General features: G+C 56.4%; 15 protein-coding genes and 1 tRNA gene. 6 read left to right on the forward strand and 10 right to left on the reverse strand.

All coding sequences use genetic code 11. The features are described 5' to 3' along the window. Positions 1-220: 220 nt before the first annotated feature. Positions 221-1,114 carry a complex I NDUFA9 subunit family protein gene (locus tag P1S46_03480; GenBank protein MDF1535549.1) on the reverse strand — a complete coding sequence of 298 codons (894 nt, stop codon included), beginning with the start codon at positions 1,112-1,114 and terminating at the stop codon, positions 221-223. Positions 1,115-1,302: 188 nt separating this feature from the next. On the opposite strand from P1S46_03480, the gene P1S46_03485 reads away from it, so the two are divergent. Beyond that, entirely contained in the window at positions 1,303-1,848 is a 546-nt protein-coding gene (locus tag P1S46_03485; GenBank protein MDF1535550.1) for a QueT transporter family protein, read from the forward strand. A 93-nt stretch (positions 1,849-1,941) separates the two neighbouring features. On the opposite strand, the gene P1S46_03490 is transcribed toward P1S46_03485, so the two are convergent. Then, on the reverse strand, positions 1,942-2,214 hold the full coding sequence (locus tag P1S46_03490; protein ID MDF1535551.1) for an HU family DNA-binding protein: 273 nt from the start codon (positions 2,212-2,214) through the stop codon (positions 1,942-1,944). A gap of 219 nt (positions 2,215-2,433) precedes the next feature. On the opposite strand from P1S46_03490, the gene P1S46_03495 reads away from it, so the two are divergent. Next, the gene (locus P1S46_03495; protein MDF1535552.1) at positions 2,434-3,933 is read left to right on the forward strand and encodes a HAMP domain-containing sensor histidine kinase; all 1,500 of its coding nucleotides are present in this window, start codon (positions 2,434-2,436) and stop codon (positions 3,931-3,933) included. Further along, positions 3,911-4,120 carry a response regulator gene (locus P1S46_03500; GenBank protein MDF1535553.1) on the forward strand — a complete coding sequence of 70 codons (210 nt, stop codon included), beginning with the start codon at positions 3,911-3,913 and terminating at the stop codon, positions 4,118-4,120. Before P1S46_03495 ends, P1S46_03500 begins: the two co-directional genes overlap by 23 nt. 131 nt (positions 4,121-4,251) lie before the next feature. Here the strand turns inward: P1S46_03500 and P1S46_03505 are convergent, their stop codons facing one another. The 7 genes from P1S46_03505 to pckA form a co-directional block, all read right to left on the reverse strand. Beyond that, the gene (locus P1S46_03505) at positions 4,252-6,537 is read right to left on the reverse strand and encodes a thiamine pyrophosphate-dependent enzyme (protein MDF1535554.1); all 2,286 of its coding nucleotides are present in this window, start codon (positions 6,535-6,537) and stop codon (positions 4,252-4,254) included. Continuing rightward, positions 6,534-7,535, reverse strand: a complete 1,002-nt coding sequence (locus P1S46_03510) for a 2-oxoacid:acceptor oxidoreductase family protein (protein ID MDF1535555.1) — start codon at positions 7,533-7,535, stop codon at positions 6,534-6,536. Before P1S46_03510 ends, P1S46_03505 begins: the two co-directional genes overlap by 4 nt. Before the next feature lie 286 nt (positions 7,536-7,821). Then, a complete protein-coding gene (locus P1S46_03515) occupies positions 7,822-8,187 on the reverse strand; it encodes a response regulator (protein ID MDF1535556.1) in 366 nt (121 codons plus the stop codon). 188 nt (positions 8,188-8,375) lie between these two features. After that, complete coding sequence (locus P1S46_03520; GenBank protein MDF1535557.1) at positions 8,376-10,169, reverse strand: hypothetical protein; 1,794 nt, start codon at positions 10,167-10,169, stop codon at positions 8,376-8,378. A gap of 354 nt (positions 10,170-10,523) precedes the next feature. Then, a tRNA-Leu gene (locus P1S46_03525) sits at positions 10,524-10,608 on the reverse strand. A gap of 133 nt (positions 10,609-10,741) precedes the next feature. Next, positions 10,742-11,140 (reverse strand): MSMEG_6728 family protein, encoded by a 399-nt coding sequence (locus P1S46_03530; protein MDF1535558.1) that lies wholly within the window; start codon positions 11,138-11,140, stop codon positions 10,742-10,744. A gap of 307 nt (positions 11,141-11,447) precedes the next feature. Then, positions 11,448-13,055, reverse strand: coding sequence for a phosphoenolpyruvate carboxykinase (ATP) (pckA, locus tag P1S46_03535; GenBank protein MDF1535559.1), 1,608 nt, complete (start codon positions 13,053-13,055; stop codon positions 11,448-11,450). A 573-nt stretch (positions 13,056-13,628) separates the two neighbouring features. On the opposite strand from pckA, the gene P1S46_03540 reads away from it, so the two are divergent. Beyond that, positions 13,629-15,866: an NADP-dependent isocitrate dehydrogenase gene (locus P1S46_03540; protein MDF1535560.1), complete on the forward strand. Its 2,238-nt coding sequence runs from the start codon at positions 13,629-13,631 to the stop codon at positions 15,864-15,866. A gap of 208 nt (positions 15,867-16,074) precedes the next feature. Here the strand turns inward: P1S46_03540 and P1S46_03545 are convergent, their stop codons facing one another. Then, positions 16,075-16,476, reverse strand: a complete 402-nt coding sequence (locus tag P1S46_03545) for a phage holin family protein (GenBank protein MDF1535561.1) — start codon at positions 16,474-16,476, stop codon at positions 16,075-16,077. A 933-nt stretch (positions 16,477-17,409) separates the two neighbouring features. Here P1S46_03545 and P1S46_03550 point away from each other — a divergent pair. Continuing rightward, positions 17,410-17,985 carry a DUF4390 domain-containing protein gene (locus P1S46_03550; protein MDF1535562.1) on the forward strand — a complete coding sequence of 192 codons (576 nt, stop codon included), beginning with the start codon at positions 17,410-17,412 and terminating at the stop codon, positions 17,983-17,985. Between the two features lie 11 nt (positions 17,986-17,996). Beyond that, entirely contained in the window at positions 17,997-20,192 is a 2,196-nt protein-coding gene (locus P1S46_03555) for an ATP-binding protein (GenBank protein ID MDF1535563.1), read from the forward strand. Positions 20,193-20,194: the final 2 nt, after the last annotated feature.

Raw genomic sequence — 20,194 nt, forward strand, 5'->3', positions numbered from 1 at the left:
AAGGAAAGGGAAAACGACGCTTTTCCCTTTCCGTGGAGCGAAAAGTCCCGGATTGGACTTTTTGCGACCCTATCAAGGATAAAGGATGAAGAAAAACGGAAGTACAAGGCACGCCTTGGGGTATTCATGCCCTTTTTAAGTACTGCTGCACCGCTTTAAACATTTTCTCCGCGTCCCTGCGTCAAGCGGTTTCTTTGTGTTGTCCCTCCTTCCTCCTCCCCTATTCCCTTTTCGAACCTAAATAGCTCCTGATCCCCTCCTCGAAGCCCGTCCAAACGATTCCCAGCTCGGTGATATCATCGCCACCTTTCCGGATATTATCCTCCTGGAGCATCTGAAGCTGATCGGACGTCACTGGCAGGGGGATCCCTATGGCCTGCATGGCGGAGACAGGAGGCTTGACCATCCAAAAGGGAACTGGAATGAAATATCTTTTTTTGTCAATAGTTTGCGCAGTTATGTGAAGAATATCCTTGAAGCTGAGCACATCTGGGCCACCCAGTTCGTACACCTTTCCGATGCAACCAGGTCGCTCCAGGGCCGCCGCGAAGGAGGCTGCCACGTCCTGGACGTGGACAGGCTGCATCCTGCTCTGCCCGCCGCCGAAAACGGGCATGACAGGAGTTATCCTTAGCGTATCGGCCAGCATGTTGATGAAGGCGTCCTCCGGCCCGAAGATGATGGAGGGCCTGAAAATGGTCCAGGCCAGGCCGCTTTCCCGCACGGCCTCCTCCCCCGCCCACTTGCTGCGGTGGTACCCGCTCATGGCCCCCTCCCGGGTGCCCAGGGCGCTCATGTGCAGGTACCGTTGGATCTTCGCCTGCCGGGCTGCCCCGAGCACGTTGACGGTACCCTGGTGGTGGACGGCGTCGAAGGTGTTGGAACCGGCCTCCTTGATGATGCCCACCAGGTGGACCACGGCGTCTGAACCGTTTAGAAAGGTGTTGAGTCCCTCACCAGTGACCACACTGCCGGTATGATACGATAATCTGTCGCTATCTGCTTGTTCCTGCCTGCTTCGGGCAAGGATCCTCACCTGGTGGCCTCTCTCCAGGAGTTCAGAAACGACCGCCTTTCCAACAAAACCGGTTCCGCCGGTAACAGCTATCCGCATAAGAACCTCCGCCGCAAGTTCCAAGAGCAAAGCGCAAAGCGCGAAGAAAGATCTTCCTTCGTACTTCGTTCTTTGTTCTTTGCGCTGTCTTTTCTTCCTCTGGCATCAATGGGATGCTTTTGCTACAACAGTTCCATCATAACAACTTGGTACCCGCCTTCGCAATTCGAATGAGAGGAAGAAAAGACATGCACCCACGCAGACTTACCCGATTGGCCCTTGTAGCTTCCCTGTATGTCGTACTGACCTATCTGGCAAACATCCTCGGTCCGGGGCTGAATCTGGGTTACGGGCCTGTACAGGTCCGCATTTCGGAGGGTCTTGCCATGCTGGCCATTTTCGATCCCTACATGCCCCTGGCCCTTTACATCGGTTGTCTGTTCGCCAACATCCTCGGAGGGATGGGACTTCCGGACATCGTCTTCGGGCCCCTCCTGACCCTGGCGGCCGGCTACGCTACCTGGTTCACCAGAAGGGTCCCGGTACTGCCTTTTCTTCCACCGGTGCTGTTCAACGCCCTGGGAGTTTCGGCCTACCTGTACCTCATCCTCGGGATCGATTTCGGGTTCGTACCTGTTGAAGGCGAAGGCGCCGTCATCGCCGTGTTGAACTGGGTAGCCGTCCACCCCTACTGGGCAATGGTGTTTTCCATCGGTGCAGGCCAGACCATCTCGGTGGTGGTGTTCGGAAATCTGTTCATGAGGATGTGGAGGAGGATGGATTACAATCAGTGAAACGTGAAAGGAATGTTTTATCGTTTCACTGTTCACCAAAAAAAGAGCCGATCCGGAGGATCGGCTCTTTTAATATTCTTCTTCAGGAAGAGATTATCTGATGTCGTCTTTAAGCCCCTTGCCCGGCTTGAATTTGGGGACCTTGGAAGCGGGGATGTTGATAACAGCGCCGGTCCTCGGGTTACGACCGGTGCGGGCGGCTCTTTCACTTACACTGAATGTACCGAAGCCAACGAGGGAAACCTTGCCCCCTTTTTTCAGGGCGCCTGTAACGCTGTCCACAAAAGCACCCAGTGCTCTCTCGGCGGCTGCCTTGCTGATCCCGGCGTCCGCGGCAATCTTGGCAATAAGCTCGGTTCTGTTCATCTCTCCCTCCTTGTAAGTGGGACTTGAAAATGGCATGGAATGGAATGCTATATACCTTTGCCATTTTGGATAGCAGATGAGGGAGCAAAGTGTCAAGAGCAATCAGCCCGCCAAACCCCGTGAAAACTTGATTTCAGCGAAAACCGGTTGATACCTTCTGCCTGTTTGTATTAGCATTCAATGACTCAGAAATACCTTCACCCGAATCCGAGAGGCCATATGATCCAGCGACAGCTGACCCAGAAACGGTTCCAGATCGTTTCCATCGTCCTCATACTCATAGCCTCAACCATCGTAACAATCAGCGATTACTGGACTTCCTTGAAATCGGTTATGGTGCAGTCGGAGAGCTATGCTGATCGTGTGGCCTCCCACCTCAGCCGCATCCTGGTTTCCCAGAGCAGCGATCCGGATGGCAAAGTTTATCTTGATTCCCCCGAATCTTTCCTCATTCACAAAAGCAGTGTCGAAATTGTCATTACCGATTTCGGCCTTGAAAATATCAAGATATTCAACCTGGAGGGTGTCATCCTTTTTTCCCTGGACCGGTCGGTCATCGGGAAGGTGGCCCGGGACAACCGTTCCCTGGCCATGGCTCTGTCCGGGTCGAACTCTTCCCACGTGGCGACTCCGGAATACCTGGAGTTGACCTACGGCAAACGGGCAGGTTTTCCGATGCTGGAGACCTACGTCCCTATCGTTCACCCTGTAAACGGGCAGATCCTTGGCGCATACGAGATATATCAGGATTACAGGGTTCTCAGGGCCATGGTGCTGTCGGAAACGTTCTGGGCCAGTATTACGCACATCTTTCTCTTCCTGGTGTTTGCGGCCCTTTTCTACCGGTACGGCAGGGTGACCTCCAGGACCCACGCCTATCAGCAGCAGGCCCTCATCAGTGAACTCGAAGAGCGTGTCGAGGAACGCACCCTGGAGCTCAAGCGCTCCCGTGACAGGATCGGCAAGCTTTTGGAAAAAAAGGATGAAATGTTCAGGGAACTCATGATCGCCGACGAATACAAGAAAAATTTCATGGGGCTTGTGAGCCACGAACTGAGGACACCCCTCTCGGTGATCAAAGGTTACCTGACACTGATGAGTGACGGTAACCTTGCACAAGATCCGTCCGGCAGCCGCCAGGCCGTCCAGACGAGTCTCGATGAATCGAACAAACTCGAGATCATCATTAACAATATCCTCGAACTGTCACAGCTGGAACGGGGAGTTTACGACCTTTCAGGTGAAGAGTTTCCTCTTCGGGAGTTGATCGACGAGGCCATCGAAACGGTACGGCCCGAGGTGGGAGACAAGGATATCGGATTTTCGGTCCGGGTGAACAACGAGGTCAGCCGTTTCACAACGGACAGGCTGAAGGTTCTCCAGGTTCTCCAGCAGTTCCTGAGTAACGCCGTCAAATTTTCCTCCGGGAAGGGAAGAGTCACGGTCCAGGCCTCTGAAAGCCACCGTGGTCTTCTGATCTCGGTAACCGACGAGGGAGTTGGCATCCCCGAAGCGCAAGTCAACAAGATATTCAACCTTTTCTACCAGGTTGATATCTCGACGACGAGGGACCACGAGGGTTCAGGTCTGGGGCTTGCCATCGTTCGCAGGATCACAAGACTCCTGGGCGGTCGCGTATGGGTCCAAAGCGAGGAGGGCAAAGGGAGTACTTTCTTTTTCGAGATCCCGCCTTTCGATGCTGAGGATCGTCAGGCGTAAAGTCGTGACCAGGGAGATGCCGGTCATCATTGTCAGCGCTCTCGGTCAGGAAAACCAGGTTCAGGAAGGGTTCAAGGCAGGGGCAAACGCCTACTTCGTCAAGCCCGTCGATAACGACACGCTCCTCGCACGGATCGCGTTTTTGATGGGAGAACGCGGGAACGGTGAAGATCGTTCCCACGTGTAAAAGTTCCCCCACCAATAGCGCCTGGTATCCTATTCACCGGAGGCGTCCCAGGAAATTATAATGTAATTCCCCACCCTTTCCGGTCCTTGTAAGCTTTAAAAAAAGGGGGGAGCTTTCGCTCCCCCCTTTTTTTAAAGTATCGGGTTCTCGTGAACTGCCTTCAGGCGCAGCCAGCGCCGGTCCACCTCCACCTGGAACGCCTCAACGATGTCCGCGTTCTCGGCCTTGGTGAGGTGGCGCGTCTTGCCCATGGTCTTGAGCCACTCGATAACAGGCAGTTTGCCGTCCTTTTCCTCGGGGTTGTAGGTGATGGTCGTGATGCCGTTGTAAACTTCGTAGAGGGGGTAGAAACAGGTATCGACGGCTTTCTGGATGATGTCCACGGAGTTTTTCTCGACCGTTCGCCAGCCAAGGGGGCATACGGACAGGACCTTGCCGAAAACGAACCCTTTCTCGGCGGCTACTTTCTGGGCCATGGCGGCCTTGCGTACCATGTCACGAGGCTGCGTTTCCACCGCGGTGAAGACGTAAGGGATATGGCAGGCGGCAAAGATCTGGGCCGTATCCTTGTGATGGAACGACTTACCCCGCTCGCCGGGTCCGACCCCCGAAGTGGAGGTCTGGTGCCCTATGGGGGTCGTGAAGGAAAGCTGCGTCCCCGTGTTCATGTAGGCTTCGTTGTCGTACTCGAGGAGGATCATCTTGTGGCCGCGGATTGCCGCGCCGATGCTGGGCCCCATGCCGATGTCGTGGCCGCCGTCACCTGTGACCATGATGAAGGTGAACTCCTCGTCACCGGGAAGCCGTCCCTTCCTGACCAGGGTGTGGTACGCCTCCACGAGGCCGCTCATCGTAGCGGCGCCATTCTGGAACAGGTTGTGGATGTAGGTGATCCGGTGCGAACTGAAGGGGTATCCGGTGGTGACGACCATGGCGCAGCCGGTGTGGAACTGGACGATGACGTTGCCTTCGATCCCCTTGAGGAAGGTGTTCAGGCTCGGGAAGATGCCGCAGCCCGGGCAGGCGCCGTGGCCTGGAACGATCCGCTTCGGTTTGGCGGCCAGCTTCCGCTTGTTGAACCCCTTGAGGAGGAAATGGCCGTCCTTTTCTTCAAGGCGGAAGATCCCCGGCGACTGCTCCTCTTTTGTAAGTGGTGCAACGACGCGCTCCATCTTCACATCGGGATCGCCCGGGTTGGCGCCGTGATAATCGAAGTGCACCTTGACCAGGCCTGTTTTTGCCGTGTCGAGGGCTTCCGCCAACAGCTCCAGGGCATCTTCCACATAGAACTCACGGCCTCCCAATCCGTAGATCCTCGACAGGACCTGGGTGCCGTTATCGGGATCGTCCTTGAGGGCCGCCTTGATCTCCATGGACATGTTGCCGTTAAAAGCGCCGTAACTGTCGGCACGGTCACCCACCATGAGAGCCTTGACGCCTGAAAAAGCGGCCTGGATCCCCTTTACGGGAAACGGCCTGATCACGGTGGATGTCACGACTCCGACCTTCTCGCCTTTTTCCCGCAGCCGGTCCACGGCGATCTTTGCCGTGTCGAAGGCGGAATTGAGCACGAACAGGGCCGCCTCGGCGTCTTCCATGGCGTAGGAGTTGAGAACGGAATAGGTCCGGCCGGAGAGCTTGCCGTACTCCCCGTAGATACCGGGGAGAAGCTTGTAAGCCTTCTCCATGGCCATGGAGAGCTGTTTCTTGTTGTTGATGAGATCGGGCTCGTTCATGTACGGACCGATGGTGACCGGGTTGCCGGGATCCAGGGCGTGGTTCTCCTGGACCTTGTCTCCCAGCCAATCACGGACGACGGAAGGATCCTCGAAATAGTAAACCCTTCTCTTCTGGTGGCTTGTGAAAAAGCCATCGTAAGCGACGATGACCGGGAGCCTGACGTCCGGGTGCTCACCGAGCTTCACCGCGATAATGTTAAGGTCGTAGGCCATCTGGGGGTCCTTGGCCAGCAGCATGATCCATCCCGCGTTTAGGGCCATCATGATGTCGCTGTGGTCGCCCTTGATGTTCAGGGGACCGGAGACCGAGCGGCAGGCAATGTCCAGGACCATGGGGAAACGGCTTCCCGACTGGACCGGGAGCTGTTCCATGGCGAAGAGCAGGCCGTTGGCGGAGGTGGCGTTGAAGACGCGGGCACCTCCTGCTGTAGCCCCGAAACAGATACCGGCGGCACCATGCTCCCCGTCTCCCGGGATCATGGTGATATCGTGCTGGCCATCGGCCTTCAGTGCGTCCAGGGTCTCTGCCACCTGGGTCGAGGGAGTGATGGGATAGTACCCTACCACGTCGAAATCGATGTGCATGGCAGAGATGGCGGCGATGGCGTTCCCGTCCAGAAGGTCCACCTTCTGCGGGTACGGCCCAGAGAGTTTTTTAGCGGTCCTGGCGGAACTCATAGCACCCTCCTCAGATCAGCGCGAAGCTCGTTGACGTCATGCTCGGTTTCCACCTCAGTGGTGAGGGCTTCCGAGGGGCAGATAGCGACACACCGCAGACATCCCTTGCAATAGTTGTAATCCACTCCGAGCATGTAACCGTTGTCCTTGCCCTTGTCGTCCTTTTTCATCTCGAACACCATGCAGTGATCGGGGCATGTCAGGTCACAGTCGCCGCAGTGGGTACACTTGTCGCTGTGCCAGAGGGGGATGTACCCGGTCCTGGAGGCGGCGTGGTTTTTCAGCAGGGAGTTGCCGGGGTTGGTGATGATCCCGCCGAAGGGCTCGTTATCGTAACCCAGTCCCGGCTGGGCCCGGTGAAATTCCACTTCCGGGTACTTGCCGGAAGATGTGAAATCCTTTTCGCGGATCTCGTTGAAGCCACGGTCAAAGGCGTTCATGTTCCCCTCGACCAGATGGGGGTACCGTTTCCCGATCTTGGCCTTGATGACGTTCTTGATCGATTCGGGATCGATGAAACCGGACGCCTTCGAAACAGCCCCCAAGAGAGCTGTGTTCAGGGGGATCTTCTCTTCCATGGCGATCTTCATTGCGTCCACGCATACGACAAGGCACCCGGGAAGCTCCATGAGATCCATGATCTCGTCCGGCGTCCTGGTGGTGTTGACGACGACCACCCCGCCCTTTTTGAACCCCTGGGTAAGAGGCACGGTGCCCAGGAGCCCCTCGGCGAAGACGACCAGCATGTGGGGGCTTTCCACAGGGGCGTTGTCGGCGATTTCCTTGTCGCCCGGCCCCAGCCGGATAAAGGACTTAACGGGGGTCCCCTTTTTTTCGGAGCCGTAACTGGCGAAGTTGACACCGTTGTAACCCATCTCAAGGATGCACGCCTCGGCGAGGATCTGGCCGGCAAGGTTTGCTCCCATGCCGCCGATACTCTCCATGCGGATCTCGTAGTATCCAAGTTCATTGGTCATTGGCAGTTTAGGTGGCCTCATCGCCATTTCTCCTTTCGTTGAAACAAAAAAAGAAAATCTTCCCCCGGCATCTTAGCCGGTTGGCCGCAAATAAAGGGCTGAAGAAGGTCTTTTCCAGTGAAAAAAGGGGGAAGTCCGGCTACCCTTCCCCTGCCCCTTCATATCTGTAGTTTCTACAGGTTACTTATAATGGAGGTCGAACATTGTCAAGATAAAATGGCGTTTTACGGCTGTCAGCTCTCAGGAAATAGAAGCCTGCAGAAACTCATGGGCCTCTGCCAGGAAGGTGGAAATTGGCCATCCCCCACTATTCCAGCACTTTCCGTGTAATGGCCACCAACTGTTCAGGCTTGAACGGCTTGACCATCCACCCTGTGGCCCCTGCTTCCCGGCCCTGTTCACGGATGGACTCGCGATCTTCGGTGGTCAAAATAACGATAGGGATCAGGTGATAGTCTTTATGGCTCCGGATCATTTTCACCAGGGTGATACCGTCCATCTGCGGCATGTGGAGGTCGGCAATGATCATGTCGACATCGTTTTTTTCCAGTTTCTCGAAGGCGTCGGTGCCGCTGACCGCTTCGATCATAGTGTAACCGGCTTCTTGCAGGGTGAATACGACCATCATCCTCATGGTGGCCGAGTCATCGACGATCATTACGGTTCTGGCCATGGACTTGATCTCCTTCCGGTGTGCCGCCAGGTGTACACCAGACCAGACCCTCTCCCTGATAGCGGCCGTCATCAGACAACCCGGCAAGAGCTGTTGCTTCGGTCACCATCTCAGGAACGGGACTTATAACGTTCTTGACGACCTTCCTGCTCTTGAGAGATCTTTCCATTGAGCAGGCAGGCACGAGTCTAAAATAAAATGGCGTTTTTGCTTCCGGGGCCGTCTCCTCCCGGATCGACTCCGTCTTCGACAGGGCTTTTCACTGCAAAAGAAGAGCGGATCACTTTAAGCCTCTTATCAGGACCCATCCCCGAGGCCTCCGGGAGGGTGATCCCTGTTGGATCCAGATCAACCAGTGCCTGAGGGCTCAGGTCCCGGGCCAACCTGACGGCGAGGTCGTAGAGCTTATCAGATATTTCCCTGGATTCCGGGTCTACGGTATCCTGAATGGTAATCTGTCCGCTAGACGCTGTGATGCTATCATAAAGTCCGCTGCTCAAGGTATTGATCTCATTGAGCATGGAAACGATCTTGTGCTGCATGATCCGTAAGGCGTCCAGGAAAACTCCCAGTTCCCGGACCACCTGGCCCAGTTCCTTTTCCTTCCCCTTGACGGTGTCCTCGATGGCGGTTTTGAGCTCCATGGAGGTCAGAGTGATCCGCTCAAGCCTTTCGATGAGCGTACGCCGACGGTTCTCCGATTCAATGGCCGTGGCGTGGACGGCTTCGGCGATAACACTCATTCCCGCACCGCCGGTTCCGGTCTGGGCCGCCATTATCCTGGCGTTGAGGGAGATCAGTTCGACATCGGAGCTGATCATTTCGATCTCCTCTGAATATTTGGACATCCCTTCCACGGATTCTGCAAGGGAACTCAAGGCATCGGACATCTCCCTGCTGGATTCCACGACATGGGAGAGAAAACTCGTGACCGATCCCATACCCTGCTCGAGCTGTTTCAGAAACTGCCCTGTTTCCCCGCCCGCGGCGGCGGTAACATCCCCCATTTCGGCTATGTTATCCGCAATGTGGCGAAGAGCGGATACCATCTCCCGGATAACGTTCCGGACCTGGTCTCCGGTCCTCCGGATCCCCGCCGCCTGATGAAAAGCTTCGGAGCATGCGATGATCTCGGGGCTTGGAAGATGTCCCTGTCCAGGGTTGTCCGTCTCAGCCTCGGCCTTGAGAACCCCGCTCAGACCGGTTCGTATCCTGTCCATGGTCTGCCGGGTTATGTCCTGGTACTGGATGGAGGTGACCAGTTCCTGGATGCTAGCCGTGATCTGGTCCGAACTCTCCTTGATCCTCTCTACCTCCTGGGCTGAACGTATGCTTATCTCGCCGAGGGACCCGATAATGTTCCGTGTCCCCTCCATGACCTCCGTCGTCTGGTATTGCTGCCTCGATGTTAACTCCTTGAGGTTACCGGTAACGCCGTCGACAAACCCCGCGAGCCTGGATGTCTCATCGGAAAGGTCGGCAGATTTGTTGTGAATGATCTCTGACATGCCGGCGATATCGTTACCCAGCTGCATGAAAGCGGCAAGACCCTTCCCCGTACGTGTGCTCTGGATCTTTGTTGACAGGGCCAACATCTTGAGGTCGCGGGACGTTCCTTTGAGTTCCTGGAGTTCCTCGAAAACCTCCCGGAGGGTCTTTCCGGCGGCTCGCAGGCCTACCAGGTTAAGGCAGGAAGCGTCATTGGACTTCAGGAACAGATCTTCGAGCTGGTCGATCATCCCAGTCAGTCCACTCACAGCGTCCTGGATCTCGTCGCCGGACATGACGGTGGAGGCCGAAATGGCGACCTTCGATATCTCGGCAGCCCTTGTGGCATACTCCTGGAGGTTGGAACCTATGAGCAGAAAATCCTTTTCCGTCCGGATGTTGAGATCCTGGATACGGTTCACAAGGCTCTCCAGGACAGGCTTCCACTCATCGGTAACAGTCTCGGCATGTTTTGCAGGGTTTTTGAACTCCAACAGGTTCTCCATTGGCCCCTCGAAATATCCCCTTAACATACGGCTGCGGATGGTCCACAGTCTTTCATGGCTTGCCGACCGTAGCTTCTCTTGGGGAACAGCCTTTGTGCCCTCTTTCGCGTAAGGCTGGGGAGGTTCTCGTCCCTCCATACTCCGTGGCCTGCCACGAGTCCTTCGAAAACGCTCAGGACCCCGATTTCAATCGAGGGGCAAGCCCCGTATGATGGTGCCCTTCGACGCGTCCTTCGACACGGCACCCAGGCTCTCGGTGCCTGGCTCAGGACTTGCTCAGGACTACCACCCTTCGACAATCTCATCAGTCCATTCCATATCGACCCTGAGCCTGTCGAAGGGTGGTGGGGAAGGAGGGACTCGAACCCTCACGCCTAACGGCCCGGGATTTTAAGTCCCGTGCGTCTGCCCGTTCCGCCACTCCCCCATATTCAAATCAGCATGCTGATTTGAATATGAAGATTTAGCCGGGGAACGTCAAGGGAAGAGGGGCAAGTTCCAGATTTGATGTGCAGGGAAGGCTTTTGACGTTGGACTTTGCACTTCTGACATTGTCTGTCCTATCCCGGCCAGACGTACTCCAGGTCGTCCGGTTCCCCGGGCCAGAATCGCCCGAAATGGTCGGGGTCCTTGCGAAGGAGGTTGCTGCGGTAAGCCCTGTGAAGTGCCTCGTCTCCCAGCCAGGGAGGTTTCTCCCAGGCGACCGGCAGAGCTACCCTGAACATGGTGTTCCGGTATCCCCTCCTCTCCCACTCGTCGATCATGGCGTTCATGTAGGCCGAGAGGGCCATCTCGTAGCCTCGCCACATCCTGACGGCAGGGTGGTTTCGCCAACCCTTCGACAGCCCGGACAGGGTCCGGAGGATCTGGTAGGCTTCCACCCTCTGCCGGCCGAGCCTTCTGTTATCAAGGACTTGAGCTGTCTTCCCAAAATCCGGGTAAGGGAGGAAGGTCTGCAACGGTTATCTTCCTTTTCAGAAGTCAGGATCCAAACCCGGTGTTCAAAAGGTTGAGGCGATCCTGTAGGGGCCCGGTAAAGTTACCAGACAGCTGATAATTAATTAAGGTAGTATCTGAAGCATGCGCTCAATAATGGTTCTCACACAGACAGGCCCGAAACGCTGAATTACCAAAAAATGGGCCAATTGGTGGTCGGCCTGACAAAATTTTTCCTGGAGAATGCATCCAGATGAACCTGAAACCAAAAAGGCGGCCGCATGGGCCGCCTTTTATTACAAGGTCTTTATCCTGTCTACTGACTGCTGATCACTGAACTTTCGGTCCCGCCTCCACAACATCCCTGATCCTGGCCGCGTCGAAATCCTTGAAGTTCTCCACGAACCTGTTGGCGAGTTCCTTTGCCTTCCGATCATAGGCGCTCTTGTCCTTCCAGTTCTCCCTTGGATCGAGGATCTCTGAAGGGATACCGTCACAGACGGCGGGAACCTCGAACCCGAAGGTGGGATCGATCCGCATGGGCGCGTTGTCCAGTTTCCCTTCCAGGGCCGCGTTGAGCAGAGTGCGTGTGTACTGGATGGAGATGCGTTCACCAGCACCGTAGCCGCCGCCGATCCAGCCTGTGTTGACCAGCCAGCAGGCCGCTTTGTGTTTCGTGATCTTCTGTTCCAGGAGTTCTGCATAGACGGATGGTTTCAGGGCCATGAAGGGGGCCCCGAAGCAGGCGCTGAAGGTCGCCTCCGGCTCGTCCCCCATGCCCCTCTCGGTGCCGGCGATCTTGGCCGTGTAACCTGACAGAAAATGGTATTCGGCCTGCCTCGGGGTGAGGCGCGCGATGGGCGGCATGATACCGAATGCGTCCGCTGTAAGCATGATAACGTGTTTCGGATGCGCTCCAACACCATTTATCACCGCGTTGGGGATGCGGTCGATGCTGTAGGCGGCCCTGGTGTTCTCCGTGAAGGTGTCATCGTCCAGGTTGACACGGTGTGTCGCGCCGTCAATCCCGACGTTTTCGAGGATCGTACCGAAGAAGCGTGTGGCGGCGTAGATCTCCGGCTCGGCTTCCTCTGAAAGCCGGATGACCTTGGCGTAGCAGCCCCCTTCAAAGTTGAAGATCCCTTCGTCGCTCCAGCCGTGTTCGTCGTCGCCGATGAGGTTTCTCATGGGATCCGCCGAAAGGGTGGTCTTGCCGGTCCCCGACAGGCCGAAAAAGACCGCCACATCTCCTTTGGGACCCACGTTTGCGCTGCAGTGCATGGACAGGACACCCTGTTGGGGCAGCAGGTAATTCAGGATCGTAAATACGGATTTCTTGATCTCCCCGGCGTAGCTGGTTCCGCCGATGATCACGAGCTTTTTGCCGAAGTCCACCAGGATGAACGCCTCGGAATTGGTCCCGTCCAGTTCCGGAACGGCGTGAAATCCCGGCATGTCGATGAGTGTGAACTCCGGGACGAAACCGGAAAGCAGGGTCCGGTCCTCGATGTGGATGAACATGTTGCGGGCGAACAGGTTGTGCCAGGCGCGCTCCGTGATGACCCTGATGGGAAGACGGTAATTGGGGTCGGCGCCGACATAACAGTCCTGGACAAAGAGGTCCTTTCCCTGCAGGTAGGCCATGAGCCTCGCATGGAGCCTGTTGAACTGTTCTTCCTCGAACGGCCGGTTGACTTTACCCCACCAGATCTTGTCCTTGCTGGTAGGTTCCATAACGAGGAACTTGTCGTTGGGCGACCGTCCCGTGTAATGCCCTGTGCGCACTACGAGTGGACCCAGATGTGCCAGAAGCCCCTCGCGCCGTGCCACGGCTTCCTGGTAAAGTTCGGGTGTTGTGGGTGTCCAATAGATTTTCCCGGCATTCTTGATGCCGTGATTTTCCAGGCTGTAGAACCCTTCAGGTGGCATACCCTGCATGGAAAGCACCTCCCGACTCCAGCGAAAAACTGCGAAGAAAAAGCAGGCATCTCCACGCAGTGGGATGCCTGCGAACTCAACGAAGTTATAAAGCGCGATCTATATTGATGACTTCACAAAAAGTCCCGGATTGGACTTTTCGCGACCCTGTCAAAGTTGATGGCTTCGCAAAAAGTCATCAACGCGCCCCGCGCGGGGCGCCCAAATCAATGACTCACTCCGTAAGTCATTGATTTGTAAGGAAAGGGAAAACGACGCTTTTCCCTTTCCGTGGAGCGAAAAGTCCCGGATCGGACTTTTTGCGACTCTATCAATATTGAAACGGCATCGAGCACGTCGCTCTTAGCTCATGGCACTTAGTTCATAGCACTTAGTTCATATCCCCCTGTCCCGAGCTTATCGAGGGATCAGTTCTCCGCCGCCAGCCATAAAACCGTTGACAGACCTGCTGTCGGCAGGTATTGGTATACTGTATATTGTATACTTTGAACGGTACCCTGCATACGAGACTGACCGTTTTGTCCCTGCGATGAACCGTTGCCAAGACCGCACTGATATATCAGGAGGAAAGTCATGACTACAAAGACACCGAAGATCAGTTGGACCTTAACTGACGAGGGCCCGATGCTGGCAACCTACTCCCTTTTCCCTATCATCCGGACATTTACGAAGGGCTCCGGCATCGAGGTTGAACTGCGGGACATCTCTCTTGCCGGGAGGATCATCGCGAACTTTCCCGACAAGCTGACCGAAGCGCAGAAAATTCCCGATGAGCTGACGGCCCTCGGTGAACTCTCGTTGACGCCTGCGGCCAACATCGTGAAACTGCCTAACATCAGCGCGTCCATTCCCCAACTCGTCGCTGCGATCAAGGAACTCCAGGGGCAGGGATACGACATCCCGGACTACCCGGAGGAGCCGCAAAACGACAGTGAAAGGAAGATCAAGGAGCGATACGCCAAGGTCCTCGGGAGCGCGGTCAACCCTGTTTTGCGGCAAGGAAACTCGGACCGCCGGGCTGCGGATGCGGTCAAGCAGTACGCGAGGAACTTCCCCCACAGGATGCGTGAATGGAAACCCGATTCGAAGACACACGTGGCGACCATGAGCGGCGGGGACTTCTTTTCCAATGAGAAATCGACGACCATGGCCGAAGGGACTCAGGCAAGGATCGAGTTTGTCGATGAAAGCGGCAAGGTGACGGTCCTCAAGGAGAGTCTGCCGCTTCTGGCCGGAGAGGTCATCGACGCCACCTTCATGAGCAAGAAGGCCCTCGTTAAATTTTTCGAAGAGCAGATCGAGGACGCGAAGGCCAGGGACGTGCTTTTCTCGCTCCACCTGAAGGCCACCATGATGAAGATCTCCGACCCGATCATCTTCGGCCACTGCGTCAAGGTCTTTTACCGGGAGGCCATCGAAAAGCATGCCGACACGATCGCGAAGCTCGGTGTCGATTTCAACAACGGCCTGGGCGATCTGTACGCGAAGATGCAGCGCCTTCCCGAGGCCAAAAGGGCCGAGATAGAGGCCGACATCCAGGAGGTCTACAAGAAGCGTCCCGCTATAGCCATGGTGGACTCGGACAAGGGGATCACCAACCTGCATGTGCCCAGCGATATCATCATCGATGCCTCCATGCCTCCCATGATCCGCGATGGCGGGAAGATGTGGGGTCCCGACGGCAATACACATGACGCCAAGGCGGTCATCCCTGACCAGAGCTACGCGGGCCTTTACGATGAGGTGATCAAGGACTGCAAAAAACATGGCGCCTACGATCCGACGACCATAGGAACCGTGCCCAACGTCGGACTTATGGCGCAAAAAGCGGAAGAGTACGGTTCACACGACAAGACATTCCAGTCCCCCGGAAAGGGCACCATCCGGATCGTCAATGCTGCCGGGAACACCATCCTCGAAAGCTTCGTTGAAGAAGGGGATGTCTGGCGCTCCCCGACCGTTAAGGACGCGCCCATTCGGGACTGGGTCAAGCTGGCTGTGACGAGAGCGCGGGCAACCGGTGCGCCGGCGATATTCTGGCTGGACAAGGACAGGGCACACGATGCCCAGCTCATAAAAAAGGTCGATCGGTATCTGAAGGATCACGATACGAAAGGCCTGGATATCAGCACCATGGCCCCGGCCGAAGCGACTAGATTCTCCATCGAGAGGATGAGAGCGGGAAAGGACACCATTTCAGTAACAGGCAACATCCTTCGAGACTACAACACGGATCTCTTCCCTATCATTGAACTGAACACCAGCGCGAAGATGCTCTCTATCGTGCCCCTTATGGACGGAGGCGGCCTCTTCGAGACCGGTGCCGGCGGCTCCGCGCCCAAGCATATCCAGCAGTTTATCGCGGAAAATTATCTCAGGTGGGATTCCCTCGGCGAATTCCTCGCCCTTGCGGAATCGCTGAGGCACATGGGTGATGCCACCGGCAATGAGAGCGCCAAGGCCATGGCCAGGTCCCTTGATCAGGCCAATGCCAAGTTCCTGGAAAACAACAAGAATCCCACCCGGAAGCTCGGCGGGATCGACAACCGCGGAAGCCATTTCTACCTTGCCCTTTACTGGGCGCAGGCCATCGCCGAACAGGCCGGGGACGGGGAGCTCAAGGCGCGATTTGCGAAGCTGGCGAAGGAACTGGGAGATAACGAAACGAAGATCGTTGATGAACTCATCGGTGTCCAAGGGTCTCCCAACGACATCGGCGGCTATTACCATCCCGATCCTGAAAGGACGTCAAAGGCCATGCGCCCCAGCGCCACCTTCAATGCCATAATGGACGGGTTTGCGGGGAACTAACCACTAGCCCGCATTATTCATGATGGTGATGAGATGTCAGCTAATTGTTTGGCAAATATGGATAAATGGGAATGGCACGATAAACATCTAAAGCTGAACGCTTAAGGGGGATTTTACTCCGATACTCCGACACCCCGATACGGGTTCTTTTCTCCGTGTCTCCGCGTCACCGTGTCCGAACTGAGAGACGCCGATTGTGGTGCGTCTCTCAGTTCACGTCCCTCTCCCTCCTCACCTCCGGCCCGAACCTTACGTACCTTACCGTCCGCTCCTTTGGCTCGGTCAGTTCCCCCAGGAAAAACAACACGATGGACATGGCCAGGGTGAAAAGGACCGCCCACCAGAAACCCGCCACGTAAAAACCGGGAACCATGGCGGCCGCCAGCAGGACCATGAGGGCGTTGAGGACGAAGGTGAAGAGACCAAGGGTCAGGATGGTCAGGGGCAGGGTCAGGATAAACAGGACCGGGCGCAGGAACCCGTTGACCAGCCCCAGGATAGCCGCTGTGACCAGGGCCGCGAAAATCCCGTTGAGCTGGATTCCGGGCAGGATGTAGGCGACGATGCCGATGGCCAGGGCGTAGATGAACCAGTTGATCAGGAAACGCATTGCGAACCTCCAGACAATTGTCGGCAATGGGGAACTCTTTGAAGATAGAATAGCAGAGATGGGGGATGTTGGGGAACAGACCAGTATAGTCCTAAGAGATAAGAGATAGGGAAAAGGAAGAACCCGGTTCAGATCGTATAAGTCATATATTTAAAGTAAACAGCTTTAATAATAGTAACCTAAAGCAACAATATTAAAGTTAATTCTTAACTTCAAGCCCTCGGCTTACAGCCGAGGGTCTAGCTGACTGTCCTGGGGAAAGGGAAAAGCGTGGTTTTCCCTTTCCTCACGGTGACTACAGTAATATCGCCAAAGTCCGGGTAGGACTTTGGCTCAACGGAAAGGAAAAAGCGTGGTTTTTCCTTTCCTCACGGTGACTGCTGATAATCACCAAAGTCTGTGCGAGACTTTGGCTCAACGGAAAGGAAAAAGCGTGGTTTTTCCTTTCCTCACGGATCGCTGACATATTTGGCGGTCATCGATCCGGGCGCCTCTCCCAGGCGCGGCAGTTTTCACGGGTCATCGATCCGGGGGCCCTTCCCAGGCGCGGCTATTCATTGATTTGGGCGCCCCGCGCGGGGCGCGTTGATGGACTTTTTGGGGTCCAAAAATTTTTTACACGGAATTTCCTGAAGGGAGATTCCGTGTGTTGTTTTTGCCACACTTTTGCCTTGTGGTCACAACAACCGGTGATATAATGCCAGGAGCCTGTCGGGGATTAATTGCAGGCTCAAGGCTGTTGTTTGCCGGAATTTCTTACGATTCTATCCGATAAGGGCAATAGAACGACTCAATGTGGATATTTTTCATTTGGTTGACCTTGCTGCAAGCAAGGAGACCGAAAAAAAACGCCTTCCAACAAACCGTATCTCGTCACGCCGTTGGCGTGATGCAGGTTCCCCGACGCGCTGCCGGGATGAAGGCGATACGACCATGAAAAGGCTCCTCGCGGCCATCCTCGTCCTGATCACCTTGTCTTTCGCGGTTACCGTGCCCGTGCGGGCCGCCTCCGACGGTCCCCGGATCATCGGGCTTCAGCTGCACCAGGGGGAGGAGGCTGTCCTCCTGTCGGCAAAGCTGTCCACCGAATTTACAGACGAGATGCTCCAGGCCCTCAGGGGCGGCGTCCCCCTGACTTTCCGATACCGCATCCGCCTGACCCGGAAGGGGACCCTTCTGGGTGAGCGCATCGTTCGCGACCGGGAACTGGTCCACAACCTCGAATACGATCCGGTCAAACAGCTGTTCCTGTTTGCCGGTGAGGGGTACGGCTCCGAACTCCTCGAGATGACGATAAAGAATGAGGACGAGGCCATCGGGTGGTTGACCGAGATCAACCAGTGGCCCATGTTCCCCCTGGACCGTCTCGAGAAGGACACGAAGTACAGGGTCAGGGTCATGGCCACACTTCGCTCCGTGGAGCTGCCCTCGGTCCTCGGATACCTCTTCTTTTTCACCACCATATTCAACCGGGAAACACCATGGGTTCAGCTGGATTTTACCTATTGAGGGCCTGACGGATGAGGCTTCCTTCCTTCAAATTCAGGGACAACAGGAGCCGGTGGACCGCCATCGTGGTTATCCTGCTCCTCATCGGTTTCGTCCTCGTTTTCGGGGGCAGGTACCGGTCCCTCAGGGAGCTTGACCCCAAGGGCGGGAACCTGTTCATCTTTTTCCTCATCAACATCAACATTCTTCTGCTCACTGTCCTGGTCTTCCTCCTTGTAAGAAACGCCATCAAGCTCTTTTACGAGGGCAAGGCCAAGGTCTTCGGCTACCACCTCAGGACACGGCTCGTGTTCATCTTCGTCGGCTTTTCCCTCATTCCCACCATCCTGCTTTTCTTCGTCGCCCAGGGGTTTATCACCGACAGCATCGAGTACTGGTTCAACCTCAATGTGGACCAGGCCGTGGAGGGGGCCCTGAGCGTCTCCCAGGACTATTACTCTACCCTGACCGGGAGGTCCCGTGTCATTGCCCAGAGGGTAGGTGAGAGGCTCAACGCGGTTGCCGAGGGGAAGGCGCTGGAAGACAGCCTGGAATCCCTCCGGAAAGATTACGCCCTGTCCATGGTCGAGCTGTTTGGCGGTGACGGCGGGTTCCTTGCCCGGGCCTGGGACGGCGCCAGCCCACAGAACTTCACCGGTGTGCACAGCAGCCTGGTCCAGAGCGCCCTGGTGGGCAGGGTCACCGACAGCGTTACCAGGGCCGACAAGGGAGAGTACATCAGGGCCTCGGCGCCCCTGGCCATGCCCGGGGGACAGGGGGCGGTTGTGGTGTCTATCCACCTCTCGGAGGATGTCCGCCTCAGTGCGGAAGCGGTGGCGAGCACCTACAGGGGTTACACCGAGATGCGGCTTCAGGAAGGGCCTATCAGGCAAAACTACCTGGCCTACCTCCTGCTCATCACCCTTCTCATCCTCTTTTCTGCCGTCTGGCTGGGCTTCTACCTCGCCCGGGGCATCACCGTTCCCATAGGCCTTCTCGCGGACGGCGCCGCCAAGGTTGCCTCGGGCGATCTCACGGTCCGTATCGAGAGCGGAGCCTCGGACGAGATCGGGATCCTGATCCAGGCGTTCAACCGCATGACGGAGGAACTCGAAGGGGCCAACCGCAACCTGGAGAAGGCTTACAGCGAGAACGAGGAGCGCAGAAGCTATATCGAAACGGTACTCAGGAACGTGGGTACCGGTGTGGTCTCCATGGACCTGCTGGGCAGGATCAACACCTTCAACCGGGCCGCGGAGAACATGTTCGACGCGAGTGCCGAAGAGATCCTCGGAAGACCCTTTTCCAGAGTCCTGTCTCCCGAACACGCGGCCCTCATCGAACAGATGCTCGAGGACCTCAAGGAGGAGGGTGGTTCGAGGATCCGGCGCGAGGTTCCGGTGGTGGTCAGGGGGACGCCTCTCATCCTGCTGATCACTTTAAGCGTCATGGAGGATGCCTACGGCAGCACCGTCGGAACCGTGTTTGTCATCGAGGACATGACGAAACTGGTCAACGCGCAGCGCAAGGCGGCCTGGTCGGAGGCTGCCAAGCGGATCGCTCACGAGATAAAAAATCCCCTCACTCCCATCAGGCTGTCCGCCGAAAGGATCAGAAGACGGCTCGAGGGCAGCCTGGGGGAGGCTGAGGAAAAGGTCCTGAAGGAGGGAACGGATTCCATTGTCAGGGAGGTGGAGGCCATGCGGGGGCTGGTGGACGAGTTCAGCCAGTTCGCCCGGCTTCCCGTGCTCAAACCTGTGCCGGGCGCCATCAACGATGCAGTCCGGGAAGCGGTGGCCCTCTTTGGAGAGGCCGGAGACAGGTCAGGGAGAATTCAGATGTCCCTGTCCAGTGATCTGCCCCAGGTCAGTTTCGACGGTGAGCAGATAAGGCGGGTGGTCATCAACCTCCTGGACAACGCCATCCGGGCGGTCCAGGAGCGGGGTGAAGAGGGGGAGGTCCAGATCAGCACCAGACTTCTTGAAGAAGAGGGAATGGTGGCCATATCGGTCTCCGACAACGGTGCCGGAATCCCGGAAGATCTCATGGACCGTATCTTCGAGCCCTACTTCAGTACCCGCGAGGAGGGGACAGGACTTGGCCTCGCAATCGCCCAGAGGATCGCCGAGGAGCATGGCGGTAACCTGGCCTGTTTCCCCGGTTCCCAGGGCGGGGCGGTTCTGACCATCAAGATCCCTGTGGACATCGATCCCATGAGGAGGATATAGCG

The organism is bacterium (assembly GCA_029210545.1).
GTDB lineage: Bacteria > BMS3Abin14 > BMS3Abin14 > BMS3Abin14 > BMS3Abin14 > JARGFV01.

Excerpts from the sequence above, each read along its gene's own strand:
- P1S46_03480 (MDF1535549.1), bottom strand. The coding sequence starts at position 1,114 with ATGCGGATAGCTGTTACCGGCGGAACCGGTTTTGTTGGAAAGGCGGTC.
- P1S46_03485 (MDF1535550.1), top strand. The coding sequence starts at position 1,303 with ATGCACCCACGCAGACTTACCCGATTGGCCCTTGTAGCTTCCCTGTAT.
- P1S46_03490 (MDF1535551.1), bottom strand. The coding sequence starts at position 2,214 with ATGAACAGAACCGAGCTTATTGCCAAGATTGCCGCGGACGCCGGGATC.
- P1S46_03495 (MDF1535552.1), top strand. The coding sequence starts at position 2,434 with ATGATCCAGCGACAGCTGACCCAGAAACGGTTCCAGATCGTTTCCATC.
- P1S46_03500 (MDF1535553.1), top strand. The coding sequence starts at position 3,911 with ATGCTGAGGATCGTCAGGCGTAAAGTCGTGACCAGGGAGATGCCGGTC.
- P1S46_03505 (MDF1535554.1), bottom strand. The coding sequence starts at position 6,537 with ATGAGTTCCGCCAGGACCGCTAAAAAACTCTCTGGGCCGTACCCGCAG.
- P1S46_03510 (MDF1535555.1), bottom strand. The coding sequence starts at position 7,535 with ATGAGGCCACCTAAACTGCCAATGACCAATGAACTTGGATACTACGAG.
- P1S46_03515 (MDF1535556.1), bottom strand. The coding sequence starts at position 8,187 with ATGGCCAGAACCGTAATGATCGTCGATGACTCGGCCACCATGAGGATG.
- pckA (MDF1535559.1), bottom strand. The coding sequence starts at position 13,055 with ATGCAGGGTATGCCACCTGAAGGGTTCTACAGCCTGGAAAATCACGGC.
- P1S46_03540 (MDF1535560.1), top strand. The coding sequence starts at position 13,629 with ATGACTACAAAGACACCGAAGATCAGTTGGACCTTAACTGACGAGGGC.
- P1S46_03545 (MDF1535561.1), bottom strand. The coding sequence starts at position 16,476 with ATGCGTTTCCTGATCAACTGGTTCATCTACGCCCTGGCCATCGGCATC.
- P1S46_03550 (MDF1535562.1), top strand. The coding sequence starts at position 17,410 with ATGAAAAGGCTCCTCGCGGCCATCCTCGTCCTGATCACCTTGTCTTTC.
- P1S46_03555 (MDF1535563.1), top strand. The coding sequence starts at position 17,997 with ATGAGGCTTCCTTCCTTCAAATTCAGGGACAACAGGAGCCGGTGGACC.